The following is a 13,811-nucleotide window of genomic DNA, read 5'->3' as shown; positions in this document are numbered from 1 at the left end:
AGCAGCGAGGAAAAGCGGCTGAGGTGCCTTCGGGAAAGCGTCAGCCGCTTTTGAGATATTTCACCGCCGCATCGCGTTCGAATAAATAAAGCAAGACCCGCAAAGCATCGGCGCGGGGGCCTTTCAGATCAGGATCGCGGGCAATCACAAGACGCGCTTCATCGCGGGCGAATTCCATCAGATCGCTATGAGCTTCCAGATCCGCCAGCCGGAATTCCGGCATCCCCGATTGTCGGGTCCCCAGCATTTCCCCCGCCCCGCGCAGCCGCAAATCTTCTTCCGCAATAAGAAAGCCATCTTCGGTTTCGCGCATGATATTAAGCCGTGACCGCGCCACGTCCCCCGCATCTGCCGCGCGCAACAGCATACATGTGGACGATCCCGCCCCGCGCCCCACCCGGCCCCGCAATTGATGCAATTGGGCAAGGCCGAAGCGCTCGGCATGTTCGATCACCATGATGGTGGCATTGGGCACATCCACCCCCACCTCGATCACCGTTGTGGCCACCAGAACGGACAAATCCCCCGCCTTGAACGCCGCCATCACGGCATCTTTTTCGGCGCTTTTCATGCGGCCATGCACCAGCCCGACTTTTGCCCCCAAAAGCTGTTGTAAATGGGCAAAGCGATCTTCAGCGGCGGCCAGATCGCTTTTTTCCGTCAGTTCCACCAAAGGGCACACCCAGTATATCTGCGCACCGGACCCCACCGCGCGGACAATGCCCTCGACCACCTCTGGCAACCGGTCCAAAGACACCACCCGCGTATCGATCGGCTTTCTGCCGGGCGGCTTTTCCATGATCCGGCTTACATCCATATCGCCATAAATAGTCATGGTCAGGGTGCGCGGAATGGGGGTGGCCGTCATCACCAGAACATCGGCCCCACGCTTTGATTTTTCCGCCAAAGCCAGCCTTTGAAACACTCCGAACCGGTGCTGTTCATCCACCACGACAAAGGCCAGATCGGCAAAATCTACATCCCCCGTCAGCAGCGCATGGGTGCCCACCAAAATATCAATTTCGCCACCTGCCAAGCGGCTCAGAATATCGGCGCGCGCCCGGCCCTTGATGCGCCCTGTCAGAATCTCCATCCGCAGGCCCGCCTTCTCGGCCATGGATTTCAATGTGTCGAAATGCTGGCGGGCGAGAATTTCCGTGGGAGCCAAAAAGGCCGCCTGCCCGCCTGCCTCTACCGCCCCCGCCATCGCCAGCAAGGCAAGGATGGTTTTGCCCGATCCCACATCGCCTTGCACCAAGCGCAACATGGCAGAGGGATCGGCCATATCCGCTTCGATCTCTGCCATGACATGGACCTGATCATTGGTCAGCTGCCATGGCAAGGCATCAAGAATAGCGCGTTTCAATCTGCCCGAAGGCCGCAAAGACCGCCCCCGGCTTTTACGGGCCCGATGCCGCACCAGCGCCAATGCCAATTGATTGGCCAGCAATTCATCATAGGCCAAGCGCCGGCGGGCGGCGGTAACTGCTTCAAGGTCTGCTTGTGATTGCGGCGCATGGACGGCATCAAGAGCGTGTTTCCAGTTAGAGAAACCTTCCCGTGCCACCAGATCCGGGTCCGACCATTCCGGCAGATCCGGTGCCAAAGAAAGCGCCCCTTCCACCGCCCGACGCACCGGCTTTTGCCCCAATCCTTGCGTGAGCGGATAAAGCGGCTCCAAAGCAGGGAGGCTGTCTTCTTCTTCGGGTTTGACGATATAATCGGGATGGGTGATCTGCGGGCGATCCTGAAACAGTTCCACCCGCCCCGAAATCAACCGGGTGCTGCCTTCGGGCAAGGTGCGGACAAGCCAATCGGCGCGGGCATGAAAGAATACCAGCGTTAAAAAGCCGCTGTCATCGCGCATGATGACCCGATATGGCCCGCGGTGCCGTGTGGGCGGCTGATGATGATCCACCACCAGCGATAATGTGACCACCTCGCCTTCTTTCACTTGCGCCACTTTTGGCCGGGCGCGGCGGTCCACAAGGCCGGTGGGCAAATGCCACAACAAATCCACCACCCGCCCGCCGGTCAGGCGCTCGAACAAAGCTTTATTGCGCGGGCCAACGCCCGGCAGCGTTGTGACATCGGCAAACAAGGGAAACAGGATGGTGGGGCGCATGAGCGGTCGATCCAAAGACTATAGTGGCTTAGCGACGACCCGGCCGATTACGCCATTCTTCTTCAAGAAGCGCATAATAATGATCGTCGAGCCATTCGCCATAGCATAGAAAACTTTTTCTGAAGATGCCTTCGCGGCGAAAGCCCAAAGCTTCCACAAGTCGGCTCGATGCCCGGTTGGGAGCGGCAATGGTGGCCACAAGGCGGTGCAGGCCATGATCGCCGAACAAATGATCCACCATGATCCCCACCGCTTCGCCCGCCATTCCACGGCCTTGGAATTCATCCAAAAGCCGATAGCCGATTTCCGCTTGATGGGGGCCGGGAACACCAAAGCCCACGCCTATGTCTCCCGCCGTTTTTCCTGTGGGGCGATCGACGATGGCATATTGATACCAGCCGCCTGACGGCCCTTGTTCGCCGGGTTTTTTCGTTTTCATTTCCAAAACCACATCCCGCGCCCACCCTTCGGTATCGGGGTTCTCCCAGCCGGTATAGCGATTGGCCTCAACCCCGGTGCGGGCCGCCACCAAAGCGTCTATGTCGCAGTCATCCAGAGGCCGTAAAAGCAGCCGGGCATTTTTTTCAAGTGTTGGCGTTTGGGTGGTCATGGCGTGTCCTATCCCATCAAATGATCAAACGGCCTGTACCGCAATTGGCGGCTATCCTGAAACGCCATGCCCGTCTTGGCAAGCCGCAAGAGCATATTGCCTCCTTGGCGCTGGACCGGCGGCCTTCGCGCTTTTATAGTCCGCCGCGTCTTTGACCCTGACGCTTCGCCCTTGGCCCCTTCTTTTCTTGATGAGATCCCCATGTCTGAAAATCTGCCAACCGCCGATATCGATCTCGAAAACCGTCGCAAACGGCTGGTCTTTCGTGCCTGGCACCGGGGGGTGAAGGAAGCCGATATCATCATCGGCACCTTTGTGCGCACCCATGTGGAAAGCTGGGATCACGAACAGATTGCATGGTTTGAGCGGCTTTTGGAAGAAAGCGACCGTGATATTCTGGCCTGGATCATGAAATCCGAACCGGTGCCTGATATCTTTGACACCCCCTGTCTTCACGATATGCAAAAGCTGGATTATGTGAGCATCGGGGATTAGGCCATGGCGGATTTGGCTGCATTATTGAAAGCCGACCGTCCTCAAACCCTTGCGGGCGTGCCGGAAGGCTTTGATGCGCTGGTGCTTGGCGATCTTGCACAGGCCGCCCAATCGCGCCTTGGCGCCGTGTCTTTGCTGCATATCGCCCGCGAAGATCGCCGCATCAGTGAACTGACAGAGCAAATCGCCTTTTTCGCGCCGGAAATAGAGGTGATCGCCCTTCCTGCATGGGATTGCCTGCCTTATGACCGGGTTTCTCCCAATGGCGAAATCATGGCCCGGCGCATGGCGGCGCTCACCCGCCTTGCCACCATGAAGCCATCTGGCCCGCGCATTGTTCTGACCACCGTTTCAGCCGCCCTGCAGCGGGTTCCTGCGCGCGATTTTGTCACCTCGCAAAGTTTTTGCGCAAAGCCCGGTGACAGCATCGACATATCGGCCCTTACCGCCTTCTTGACCAAAGGCGGCTATAGCCGTTCCAGCCAGGTGACCGAACCCGGCGAATTTGCCCAGCGCGGCGGTTTGATCGACATTTTTCCACCCGATGCGCGCAGCCCTATCCGGCTGGACCTGTTTGGCGATGAGCTGGATCAACTGCGGTGTTTTGATCCTTTAAGCCAACGCACCACGGGCAAACTGGACCGGATCGACCTTCGTCCGGTTGGCGAGTTCGCTCTGGATGAAACCGCAATCCGCCGCTTCCGTAAGGCTTATGTGGAAACATTCGGGGCGGTGACCGACTCTGATCCGCTTTATGAAGCCATCAGCGAAGGGCGGCGCTATCAAGGGGCCGAGCATTGGCTGCCCTTATTCCATGACCGCATGGAAACCCTGTTTGATTATCTGCCCAATGCCCTTGTCAGCCTTGACCATCAGGCATCGGAAGCCGCCACCCAGCGCATTGAATCCATCTGCGATTATTATGAAACGCGCAAGGAAGCCACAAAGGCCAAGGCCAGAACGGCGCTGTCTTCCCCCTATAAACCCTTGATGCCCGGCACTCTTTATCTTGACCATGATGAATGGGATGATCTTTTGGGAGAAAGAGCGGCCCGTACTTTCTCGCCCTTTGCCGCCCCTTCGTCCGACATCGTGGTGAATTTCGGTGGAAAAGTGGGCCGCAATTTCGCACCGGAACGGCAAAACCGCGACATCAATATCTATGATGCCCTGCGCACATATGTGTCCGGCCTTTTAAAAGACAAAAAGCGCGTTGTTTTAGCCACCTATTCCGATGGGGCGCGCCAACGCATGCAAACGGTGTTGGCCGACCACAAATTGCACAAGACCGCCCCGGCGCAAAACTGGGACGAGGCCCGCGCTTTGCCCAAACAAACCGTTGCCCTTGCTGTCATGGCTTTGGAGCATGGCTTTGACACCCCTGATCTGGCGGTGGTCACCGAACAGGATATCTTGGGCGACCGATTGATCCGCAAAGGCCGCAAAGCTCGGCGCGGTGATGATTTCTTGCGCGATGCCTCTGCCTTGTCACCCGGCAATCTGGTGGTGCATGTGGATCACGGGGTTGGCCGCTTTGAAGGCCTTGAAACCATCGAGGTATCCGGTGCCCCCCATGATTGTGTGGCGCTCACCTACCGCGATGGCGACAAGCTGTTTGTACCGGTCGAAAATATCGACGTTCTGTCGCGCTATGGCTCGGAAGGCACCGATAACGATCTGGACAAATTGGGCGGCCATGCCTGGCAGGCCAAAAAAGCCCGCATGAAAAAGCGCATCCGCGATATGGCGGAAGGGCTGATCAAAATCGCCGCCACCCGCGCTTTAAAGCATGCCGAGACATTTTCTGCCCCCGCCGGGCTTTATGATGAATTTGCCTCGCGCTTTCCCTATACGGAAACAGATGATCAATTGCGTGCCATTGAAGATGTGTCAAACGATCTGATTTCGGGGAAACCCATGGACCGTCTGGTCTGCGGCGATGTGGGCTTTGGCAAAACCGAAGTGGCGCTGCGTGCCGCCTTTATTGCGGTGATGGCAGGGCAGCAGGTGGCCGTCGTCGCCCCCACAACCCTTCTGGCCCGCCAGCATGCTCAAAATTTCACCGAACGGTTCCGCGGCCTGCCGGTGCGTATCGAACAGCTTTCGCGGCTGATCAGCCCCAAAGAAGCCCGTGTTACCAAGGATGGCCTGCGCGATGGCACCGTGGATATTGTGGTGGGCACCCACGCATTATTGGGAAAATCAATCGAATTCAAACGGTTGGGTCTTTTGATCATCGATGAAGAACAGCATTTCGGTGTTGGCCATAAAGAAAAGCTCAAGCAATTGAAGGCCGATGTGCATGTGCTCACCTTAACCGCCACCCCCATTCCGCGCACCTTGCAATTGGCCATGTCGGGCATCCGCGACCTGTCTTTAATCGCCACGCCACCGGTGGATCGCTTGGCGGTGCGGACCTTTGTTATGCCATTCGACGATGTGGTGATCCGCGAAGCTTTGTTGCGGGAACATTTCCGGGGCGGGCAAAGCTTTTATGTGGTGCCGCGCATCGCTGATCTGGAAGAGGCTCAGGCCTTTCTGCGCGATAGCGTTCCGGAAGTGAAAGTCATCACCGCCCATGGGCAGATGTCGCCCGCCCAGATCGAAGACACCATGACCTCGTTTTACGAAGGGCGTTATGATGTGCTTTTATCCACCACCATTGTGGAATCGGGGCTGGATATTCCACGGGCCAATACGCTGATCATTCACCGCGCCGATATGTTTGGGCTGGCCCAGCTTTATCAGTTGCGGGGCCGCGTCGGGCGCTCAAAGGTGCGGGCCTATGCCTATATGACCCACCCCGCCAACCGCATCATGACCATTGGTGCGCAAAAGCGGCTGGAAGTGCTGCAATCACTGGACACATTGGGGGCTGGTTTCACTCTTGCCAGCCACGATATGGACATCCGCGGGGCCGGCAATCTTTTGGGCGACGAACAATCGGGGCATATCAAGGAAGTGGGGGTAGAGCTTTACCAGCAAATGCTGGAAGAAGCCGTGGCCGCCGCCCGCGATGGCGGGGCCGAAGATGCGCAGGATGAAGGCGCCTTGTCTCCGCAAATCAATGTGGGGGCCACCGTCTTGATCCCCGAAACATATGTGGAAGATCTCAATCTGCGCATGGCCCTTTATCGGCGCATCGCGGATCTTGACTCAAAATCGGAAATCGAAGGATTCGCAGCCGAATTGATTGACCGCTTTGGCCCCATCCCCACCGAAGTGGACCAACTGCTATCGGTGATCGAGATCAAGATCGCCTGTATGGCCGCTGGAATTTCCAAGATCGATGCCGGACCAAAGGGCATCACGGTAAGTTTCCACCGCGATCGCTTCGCCAATCCCGGCGGACTGGTGGAATTTATTTCCAAGCAAAAAGTCACCGCCAAATTGCGGCCCGATCACAAATTGGTCTATCTGGCGCGGATCGACAGCGTGGAACGGCGCCTGAAGGTGGTCAAGCAACTGGCTCTTGGCATTTCAAAAGTGGCACAAAAAGCCAAACAGGCCGCATAACCACGGAATCGGCCATCAATTTCCGGGGCGGACAGGAACCGGCACGGTGCAAACGTCAACAAAAGACGTGGGGCCGTGATGCCAAAAAGCCCCCTTGCGATTTCTTTGCGCATCCAGCTGTTCTAGGAATCTTGGATGGCTGGTATTGATCACTTCCAGCCTTGTTCGATCGGCAGGATCAAGATCAGCGGCAATGGCCATGGATTTGATCGCTGTGCGCAAGGTTTTGCTACCGATCACCCCGCCTGCACTATCCCGGTCACCGCGATATGCCCCCTGGATAAAGCGAAATCCTTGAAGCACCCGACCAACGATGGTGAGATTACGGTCCAGATGTCGCGGCGCCTGACCAATGGGGAAATAAAAATCCGACGTGGCGGAGTCCGCTTCATTTTCCCGCGCCAACGCCATAACACCGGGACAATGGATCGCCCATTCCCGACCTTCCTTGTTGTCATATCCCAGCGCAAAGCCGTTATAAAGGCCGGTTTGGGCGGCAAAGGGGTCATTGCTCTCTACCGGCGTCACTCCGTCCAGCCGACCCATCTCCCATTCAAATTCTGCTTGAAGTGCGGGAATATCCTCCACATCAACCTCAAGCCCGCCTTGAGCGACAAAATTCTCGATCACCCGATAAAAGCTGGTGTTCGTATAGCGCCCTTCGCGCACCAAACGCTTTAACTGCGCGACATTTTTCGGCGCAAGATCGGGGGCAAGTTCCACAATCACCCGCCCCCGATCCATCTCGATATAAAGTGTATTTTCAGGGTCCAGCCTGCGCCACACATCATCCTGACCGCGCGCGCAAGTAGTGGCAAATATCGTCACCGAAAGGACCGCACCCAAAATCCCTATGCGTCTCATCCGTCTCATATACTTGCCCCCTTTTTACGGTTTTACTTAGCCAAGGCGTGCCTTGGCCGCCTTCAGTTTTTCAAGTTGATCGCGCTCTTGCTCCAAGCGGTTACGGGCTTCCGCCACCACCTCATCAGGGGCATTGGCAACAAATTTCTCGTTGGAAAGCCGCCCTGACAGGGCATTGATTTCCTTCTCGGTCTTGGCAATGGCCTTGTCCAAGCGTGCCCGTTCTTCCCCAAGATCGATCACACCCTCAAGCGGAATGGCGAAAGAAGCCCCGTCCATCACGAATTGCACCGCGCCTTTATTCGGCAGATACTCGGTAGGGGTGATGCTGGCCAAACGCCCAAGCCGCAAGATCAGATCACCATTACGGGCGAGCCACAAAAGCCGTTCTTCGCGGGTTTCCTGCACCAAAACAGAAACCTTGGCTCCTGCGGGGATATTGGCTTCCGACCGGGCCGAGCGCGTGGCGCTGATCAGATCAACGATCCATGTCAGTTCCGCATCGGCCTCGGCATCCACCGCATCGGCGCGCACCACCGGCCAGCGGGCTTCGATCAGATCATCGCGGTCGCCTTCATAAAGCGCATGCCACAATTCTTCGGTGATGAAGGGCATGAAAGGATGCAACAGCACCAGGATCTGATCCAGAACCCAACCGGCAACCGCCCGGGTTTCGTCCTTTTCCGCGCCGTCTTTCCCCATCAAAGTGGGCTTGATCAGTTCCAGATACCAATCGCAGAAGGTACCCCATGTGAAATGATAAATGGCATTTGCCGCCGCATCGAACCGGAACGCTTCCAGCGATTTTGTCACCAGTTCTGCCGCCTTGCCAATCTCGCCGATAATCCAGCGATTGACCGACAAAGTGGCCGGCGGCGGGGTCAGATCCCGGCTGCCGCCAATACCGTTCATTTCACAAAAACGCGCCGCATTCCAAAGCTTGGTGCCGAAATTCCGGTAGCCTTCCACACGGCTTTCCGACAGCTTGATATCGCGGCCCTGTGTTTCCAAAGACGCCATGGTGAAGCGCAGGGCATCGGCCCCGTATTTATTAATGAAATCAAGGGGATCAATCACATTCCCCTTGGATTTCGACATCTTGTCCCCTTTTTCGTCGCGGACCAAAGAAGTGATATAGACATCTTTGAACGGCACTTCATTCATGAAATGCAGGCCAGACATCATCATCCGGGCAACCCAAAAGAAGATAATGTCAAAAGCCGTGACCAGTGTTGCCGTGGGGTAAAAACGCTTCACATCCGGCGTATCTTCAGGCCAGCCCAGCGTGGAAAACGGCCACAAAGCCGAAGAGAACCATGTATCAAGCACATCTTCATCGCGGGTAAGCGCAACGCCCTCTCCCGCTTGTGCCTGTGCTTCTTCTTCGGATTCCGCCACATAAACGGTCCCATCCGGGCCATACCATGCCGGGATCTGATGGCCCCACCAAAGTTGCCGCGAAATGCACCAGGGCTGGATATTCTCCATCCATTGATAATAGGTTTTTTCCCAATTACCCGGCACGAACTTTGTTTTTCCAGAACGCACCGCTTCAATGGCAGGCCCAGCCAGCGTTTTCGCATCCACATACCATTGGTCGGTCAACCATGGCTCGATCACCACGCCAGACCGGTCACCATAAGGCATCATGATGCGCTTGGGCTCGATTTTCACCAAAACGCCCAAGGCATCCAGATCGGCCACCACCGCTTTGCGCGCCTCTTCCCGGCTCATGCCACGATATTTTTCCGGGGCGTTTTCGTTGATGGCAGCATGCTGATCGAAGATATTGATCATCTCCAGATCATTGCGCTTGCCCACCTCGAAATCGTTAAAATCATGGGCGGGCGTGATCTTCACCGCGCCCGAGCCTTGTTCGGGATCCGCATGCTCATCGGCGATGATGGGGATCAGGCGATCCGTCAACGGCAGGCGCACCATTTTACCCACCAGATGGCGGTAGCGATCATCTTCCGGATGCACGGCAACAGCCGTATCGCCCAGCATGGTTTCAGGGCGCGTGGTGGCGACAATGATGCGTTCATCGCTGCCATCCACCGGATAGGCCAAATGCCAGAAATTGCCGTCTACCTCGCGCTGTTCCACTTCCAGATCGGAAATGGCGGTGCGGAATTTCGGGTCCCAGTTTACCAGCCGTTTGTCGCGGTAGATCAGTCCCTCGCGGTGATATTGCACGAACACCTTTACAACCGCTTTGGACAAACCCTCATCCATGGTGAATCGCGAGCGCGACCAATCCGCCGATGAACCAAGGCGCTTCAATTGATTTTCAATGGTCCCGCCAGACTCTTCTTTCCACTTCCAGACCCGCTCCAAAAAGGCTTCACGCCCCATATCGCGGCGGTCCAGCCCCTCGGCGGCCAATTGGCGTTCCACCACCATTTGGGTGGCGATCCCCGCATGATCCACACCGGGTTGCCACAACACATCCTTGCCGCGAAGCCGCTCGAAACGGCACAGCACGTCTTGCAAGGTGTTGTTGAGCGCATGTCCCACATGCAATGAGCCAGTGACATTGGGCGGCGGAATCACGATGCAATAAGGCTGGGCATCGGGGCGGCGGCCGCCTTTGAAGGCACCGCTATTTTCCCAATGCGGGAACCATTTTTTCTCGATATCCGACGGGTCGTAATGCTTGTCCATGTATCCAGCTCAATAGGTTTGCCAAGGGCGTCAAAGGGGTTTGGCGCACTCTAACGGCTGCACTGGCTCTAATCCATGCAAAAAGACAAGCTTTAAAAACAGAGTGTAAGAATACCGGGCTGTCGCTTATTTACGCCCGCCACGCGCCGCGATGCGCGCCACTTCCCGCTCCACCATATCCTCGACGATACGGGGCAGATTTTCATCCAGCCAGGCCCGCAACATCGGCTTGAGCATTTCCCGCACCAAGCCTTCCAAGGTATTGCCAGCCCCTTCATACCCACCAACCAACATGGCTGACAATTCCGCGAAAGAGGCGCTAGACCGTTCTTCGGTGCTGCTGGAAACCAAAGCTTCTTCGGTGATTTTATCAGCCAGATCATCAACAAGACTATCCGGCTCGTCAAAGTCCGGCTCTGGCTCTGACTCTGCTTCCACAAAGTCGGTCAGCTCCAGAACATCGTCTTCCGGCTCTGGCTCCGGCTCAAAGGCCGGTTCGGGTTCGGGCTCAGGTTCGGGCGCTGGCTCCGGCTCCATATCGGCCTGATCCAGCGCACTGTCTGCCTTTGGTTGCGTTTCTTCAACCGGACGCGACTCATCGGAAGATGACTCACCCTCATCCGCCGAATCTTCTGAAATGATGCGGCGGATGGAGGCAAGAATCTCCTCCATCGTTGGTTCTTTTTCGACCGTCTCAGTCATAGGCGACAATCACCGGCCCTGCGGCTGTTTGTTGTTACGCTATAGAATAGCCGCGAAATATCCTTAGAGATGGTTAATTGTGACAAAAATTTCTGTCAACACCAAGGACAAAGCCCTTTTGTTATTCAGAATCGTCTTTATCACCCGTTCCCCATCCCACGAGCTTCCATTTCACAGACTTGTAGTATTCTTCCGGCTGATACAATTCAACCGGCAGATTAAGCGATGCGGCATTCAACCGGCCAACCGCTTCCAAAACCGAAAAACCCGCCACATATTCATTACGGCGTGCTGTTACCAGATTCACCCGGCTATCCAGCAGGATCTGTTCCGCATCCAAAACGTCCAAAGTGGTGCGCGATCCGACAGAGGCTTCTTGGCGCACCCCTTCAAGGGCGATCTCGTTGGCACGCACCTGGGCTGATGTGGCCTCGATGCTGGCCTGAGCCGCCCGATAATTTTCCCACGCCACCCGTACATTCTGCATCACCTGGCGTTCCGCCGATACGATCTGCAAGCGCCGCTGGCTGTTGATCTGCTTGGCACGCCGCACGGTGGAATATTCCGCACCGGATTGGTAAAGCGGAATATCGATGGTGATACCATAACGGGTCGATTCGCCCACATTGCTGGCATTCACGAAGCTATTGGGAACCGGGTCAAAAGTCAGTGTCGGGCTTTCACGCCGCGACCAATCTGCAAAGGCGCTAACCGTGGGGAGAATGCCCCCCTTGGCTTCCTTTACATCATATTTTGCCGCTTGTTCCACATGGCGGGCAGAGACCACCAACGGATTTTCATCCAAAGCCACCTCGACAGCCATATCTTCGCTTTGCGGCAGCGGCGGCAATTCGGGCGCATCTTCCAAAGTGCCCGGATACATGCCGATGATCCGGCGATAAACAGCGCGGCTGGTTTCAAGGGTTGCCTGCGCCTGAATACGTGTGGAGCGGGAACCCGCCAAGGCCGCTTCCGCCTGCGCCACATCGGTGCGCGTCACCTCGCCCACCCGGAAGCGATCTTGAGTCGCTTCCAATTGACGGGTGAGAACCTGCACATTGTTATCATTGAGCCGCACAACGGCCATATCCCGCAGCACATCCATATATGCGGTCACCGCATCCAAAAGCACCTGCTGTTCCGTTGACAGCAAATTGGCCCGTCCGGCCATCACTTCGGATTTGGCACCCTTATATTGGTTGAAATTCCGCATACCGCGAAAGATCTGCTGATCCACGCGAGCAGAATACACTTCATTGCTGCCGCTGAAATCATTGTCATTAACGATCGTGCCGTCGGTTCCGCGAACGGTGGTGGAAGAAATATCCGATTCAAACAATTGAACCTGACCGGAAATGTTTGGACGCCAGTTGGAAACCGCCGCCGGGACTGCTTCATCCACCGAGCGTTGTTCCGCCCGGGCTGCGGCCAGATCGGGATTGCTGTAATATGCTGCGGCCAAAGCCTCCCGCAGGGTTTCTGCGTGAACGGCCCCTGCAAAGCTCACGTTCAAGCCAAGGGCCGTTGTGGCCAATAAAAATCGTGCGCGTTTCATATCCTGTCTATCCTTCGTATGGCCCTTGTTTTTACGGGCCGTCTCGCTGTCATGTTTGTTGTCGAAACGCCCCATAATCAAGGGCGCCCTTTTGTGGCTCAACCATATCGGTAAGAGATATAGATAAACAAGCATACTTTCAGAAATTCACCTCAAAGTTCTGCATTTTTGCCACAAAAATCAGAAACGGAATGTCTCTTTTTTAGAAAATCCGGGCAGGACCGGTGTAAACGCATCAAACAATTCCCGCGCGCCCACAGCCTTTTCCGCTCCGTCGCCTGCACTTGTTTTGGTGAAAACCACGCCCCGGCTTACCCCGTCTTGCTGGCGCACACAGACCAAACGGCCATGATCGGCAAGTTGTGTCATCAGGCCATTGGGGATCATCTCCACCGCGCCATTGATGACAATCACATCAAACGGACCATGATCGGGAGCACCAACCACCAACTTGCCTTCGATCACCACGGCATTGTCGCAGCCCTGCTCTGATAGCTTGGCCGAGGCTTTGCTTGCCAGATCCGCATCTTCCTCAACAGCGACAACCGTTTCCGCCAAACGCGACAAAACAGCGGTGGAATAGCCAGTGGCAGCGCCAATATCGAGCACCACATCATCCGCTTTGATGTCCGCAGCCATCACAAGGCGTGCGAAAACCATCGGCTCCATCAGATAGCGGCCTTCGGCAATTTCCAGATCTTCATCCAGATAAGCGACGCCACGCAAAAACTTGGGCACGAACTGTTCACGCGGGACAGTCCTGATCGCATCAAGCACGCGTTCGTCGGAAACCCGATTGGGGCGAATCTGCCCTTCAATCATGGCAAGGCGCACAGCCTTTGAAGAATCCTCGGTCCCGGCCTTGCTCATGGCTGCGTTTCTCATCACAGTTCAGTCCCTTGATAAAGCTATTTCAGGCTGGACTTATAACCATGGCAATCCCTGCTGACAACGGCCAGACGCACCCAAAGCCTTCAAATATCATTTGAGCCACGTCTTTGAACAAAATCGAAGCAAATGACAAATCGCAACTATTGCGTTGCACATCAGCCAAGGCTTTGCTATTACGCCGCCCACACCGACCTGCGGCCCGGTGGCGGAGTGGTTACGCAGAGGACTGCAAATCCTTGCACGCCGGTTCGATTCCGGCCCGGGCCTCCAGATTTTCGGTGACTTTCGGCGGATTGTCATCATTTTGCGAAAATATTCGCAAGAAGGACTTGGCAGGATGAATTTTTCGTCCTATACGATCCGCCCGCGGCCACGGTCGCACGATATAC

Annotated in this window: 10 protein-coding genes and 1 tRNA gene; 4 read left to right on the top strand and 7 right to left on the bottom strand. The window is 56.1% G+C overall.

What is annotated here, in order from left to right; all coding sequences use genetic code 11:
• Nucleotides 1-40: 40 nt before the first annotated feature.
• Both recG and IEX96_RS11335 read right to left on the bottom strand, forming a co-directional pair.
• Nucleotides 41-2,125: an ATP-dependent DNA helicase RecG gene (recG, locus tag IEX96_RS11340; protein ID WP_188873948.1), complete on the bottom strand. Its 2,085-nt coding sequence runs from the start codon at nt 2,123-2,125 to the stop codon at nt 41-43.
• Between the two features lie 28 nt (nt 2,126-2,153).
• Nucleotides 2,154-2,735, bottom strand: coding sequence for a GNAT family N-acetyltransferase (locus IEX96_RS11335; protein WP_150005631.1), 582 nt, complete (start codon nt 2,733-2,735; stop codon nt 2,154-2,156).
• A 20-nt stretch (nt 2,736-2,755) separates the two neighbouring features.
• On the opposite strand from IEX96_RS11335, the gene IEX96_RS14210 reads away from it, so the two are divergent.
• From IEX96_RS14210 to mfd, 3 genes are read left to right on the top strand one after another with little or no spacing between them, the layout of a single operon-like run.
• On the top strand, nt 2,756-2,890 hold the full coding sequence (locus IEX96_RS14210) for a hypothetical protein (protein ID WP_268238506.1): 135 nt from the start codon (nt 2,756-2,758) through the stop codon (nt 2,888-2,890).
• Nucleotides 2,891-2,936: 46 nt separating this feature from the next.
• Complete coding sequence (locus tag IEX96_RS11330) at nt 2,937-3,230, top strand: FAD assembly factor SdhE (protein WP_150005630.1); 294 nt, start codon at nt 2,937-2,939, stop codon at nt 3,228-3,230.
• Between the two features lie 3 nt (nt 3,231-3,233).
• Nucleotides 3,234-6,746 (top strand): transcription-repair coupling factor, encoded by a 3,513-nt coding sequence (gene mfd / locus IEX96_RS11325; protein ID WP_188873947.1) that lies wholly within the window; start codon nt 3,234-3,236, stop codon nt 6,744-6,746.
• A gap of 15 nt (nt 6,747-6,761) precedes the next feature.
• Here mfd and IEX96_RS11320 read toward each other — a convergent pair whose 3' ends face one another.
• The 5 genes from IEX96_RS11320 to IEX96_RS11300 form a co-directional block, all read right to left on the bottom strand.
• On the bottom strand, nt 6,762-7,619 hold the full coding sequence (locus IEX96_RS11320) for a peptidylprolyl isomerase (RefSeq protein WP_188873946.1): 858 nt from the start codon (nt 7,617-7,619) through the stop codon (nt 6,762-6,764).
• 27 nt (nt 7,620-7,646) lie between these two features.
• The gene (locus IEX96_RS11315; RefSeq protein ID WP_188873945.1) at nt 7,647-10,274 is read right to left on the bottom strand and encodes a valine--tRNA ligase; all 2,628 of its coding nucleotides are present in this window, start codon (nt 10,272-10,274) and stop codon (nt 7,647-7,649) included.
• Between the two features lie 126 nt (nt 10,275-10,400).
• On the bottom strand, nt 10,401-10,946 hold the full coding sequence (locus IEX96_RS11310; protein WP_229773697.1) for a DUF2497 domain-containing protein: 546 nt from the start codon (nt 10,944-10,946) through the stop codon (nt 10,401-10,403).
• A gap of 151 nt (nt 10,947-11,097) precedes the next feature.
• Entirely contained in the window at nt 11,098-12,531 is a 1,434-nt protein-coding gene (locus tag IEX96_RS11305) for a TolC family outer membrane protein (protein ID WP_188873944.1), read from the bottom strand.
• 180 nt (nt 12,532-12,711) lie between these two features.
• Nucleotides 12,712-13,416, bottom strand: a complete 705-nt coding sequence (locus IEX96_RS11300) for a protein-L-isoaspartate O-methyltransferase family protein (protein WP_229773696.1) — start codon at nt 13,414-13,416, stop codon at nt 12,712-12,714.
• A 202-nt stretch (nt 13,417-13,618) separates the two neighbouring features.
• On the opposite strand from IEX96_RS11300, the gene IEX96_RS11295 reads away from it, so the two are divergent.
• Nucleotides 13,619-13,692: transfer RNA gene (locus tag IEX96_RS11295), tRNA-Cys, on the top strand.
• Nucleotides 13,693-13,811: the final 119 nt, after the last annotated feature.

It is taken from the genome of Iodidimonas muriae, assembly GCF_014647255.1.
GTDB classification, from domain to species: Bacteria; Pseudomonadota; Alphaproteobacteria; order Sphingomonadales; family Rhodothalassiaceae; genus Iodidimonas; species Iodidimonas muriae.
The sequence above is the reverse complement of the archived record's forward strand: the minus strand, read 5'-3'. Positions and strand labels throughout refer to the sequence as shown.